General features: G+C 57.5%; 2 protein-coding genes. Both read left to right on the top strand.

Features of this window, described 5'->3' with window-relative positions:
* Window positions 1-312, top strand: a 312-nt coding sequence (locus HU811_RS27550; protein ID WP_225248499.1) for a hypothetical protein, incomplete at its 5' end; no start/stop codon positions are given.
* A 180-nt stretch (window positions 313-492) separates the two neighbouring features.
* Window positions 493-1,767 (top strand): glycoside hydrolase family 68 protein, encoded by a 1,275-nt coding sequence (locus HU811_RS26800; protein WP_186659110.1) that lies wholly within the window; start codon window positions 493-495, stop codon window positions 1,765-1,767.
* Window positions 1,768-1,795: the final 28 nt, after the last annotated feature.

The following is a 1,795-nucleotide window of genomic DNA, read 5'->3' as shown; positions in this document are numbered from 1 at the left end:
GCATTCGCGAGCAAGCCCGCTCCCACAGGATTTGTGTTTCAACTGAATCCACATTGGCCGATGTCACAAGAGCAGTTGGTGGTGTGTCCATTCAGGATCAAACTACGAAAATCCTGTGAGAGCGAGCCTGCTCGCGATAGCGATACACCAGTCAACATCAGCGCCACTGACTCGCCATCTCGCGAGCAGATCACGGCGATCCGCTCCCTCCATGCATTGCCCTCCCATTGCGCAGTTACGCGCGCCTTCCACCCATCAGCGATTCAAAGCACCGAGCGTGCAGGCAACGTCGCCGATCTCCCCTGGAACTAACTTCTGCAAACGTTCATGGCTGAAACGTATCAGCTACAAGAAAAAACCAAAATATGCACAAATGCATTTTTTTGCTTGACCCGCATAGGTGAGCCTCTATAAGGTAGTTTCACTGTATGCACATACAGTATTTCTAAAGCATTATTTATTTGAATCCATTCATGGACGAGGCAGTAACTTATGAAAACCAACACTGAAAAATTTGGTGTAACCCCCAATCAACCCAGCCTTTGGACCCGCGCTGATGCGTTGAAAGTCCGGGCGGACGATCCCACCACCACTCAGCCGCTGGTCAGCGCGGATTTCCCGGTATTGAACAACGACGTGTTCATCTGGGACACCATGCCTCTGCGCGACTTGGACGGTAACGTGACGTCCGTCGATGGCTGGTCGGTGATCTTCACGCTGACGGCCGATCGTCATCCAAACGACCCGCAGTACCTCGACGAGGACGGTAACTACGACATCCTCCGCGATTGGAACGATCGTCACGGTCGGGCAAAGATGTACTACTGGTTTTCTCGCACCGGCAAGAACTGGGAATTCGGTGGCCGCGTGATGGCCGAAGGCGTTTCGCCGACCGCCCGCGAATGGGCCGGTACGCCGATTCTGTTGAACGACCGAGGTGAAGTGGACCTGTATTACACCGCCGTCACCCCAGGCGCGACCATCGTCAAGGTGCGCGGTCGGGTCGTGACCACTGAACATGGTGTCAGCATGGTCGGCTTCGAGAAGGTCAAGCCGCTGTTCGAGGCCGACGGCAAGATGTATCAGACCGAAGCCCAAAACGCTTTCTGGGGTTTCCGTGACCCATGGCCATTCCGCGACCCGAACGATGGCAAGCTGTACATGCTGTTCGAAGGTAACGTGGCCGGTGAGCGCGGCTCGCACAAAGTGGGAGAGGCAGAAATCGGCGATGTGCCACCGGGTTATGAAGATGTCGGCAACTCCCGCTACCAGACCGCCTGTGTCGGCATCGCCGTAGCCCGCGATGCGGACGGTGACGACTGGGAAATGTTGCCGCCACTGCTGACAGCCGTGGGCGTCAACGACCAGACCGAACGCCCGCACTTCGTGTTCCAGGATGGCAAGTACTACCTGTTCACGATCAGCCATACCTTCACCTACGGCGACGGCGTGACCGGGCCGGACGGCGTGTACGGTTTTGTCGCGGACTCGCTGTTCGGCCCTTACGTGCCGCTCAACGGTTCCGGCCTGGTCCTGGGCAACCCGTCCTCCCAGCCATTCCAGACCTACTCGCACTATGTGATGCCAAACGGCCTGGTGACCTCCTTTATCGACAGCGTACCGACCGACGAAACCGGCACGCAGATTCGTGTGGGCGGCACCGAGGCACCCACGGTGGGCTTGAAAATAAAAGGGCAGCAGACGTTCGTGGTGGCCGAGTACGACTATGGGTACATCCCGCCGATGCTCGACGTCACGCTTAAGTAATACCCTCTTCCCCCCCCCCCCCCCCCGC

The sequence above is a fragment of the Pseudomonas tehranensis genome (assembly GCF_014268615.1).
In the GTDB taxonomy this organism is placed as follows: domain Bacteria; phylum Pseudomonadota; class Gammaproteobacteria; order Pseudomonadales; family Pseudomonadaceae; genus Aquipseudomonas; species Aquipseudomonas tehranensis.
This window is presented reverse-complemented; position numbering and strand designations above follow the sequence as displayed.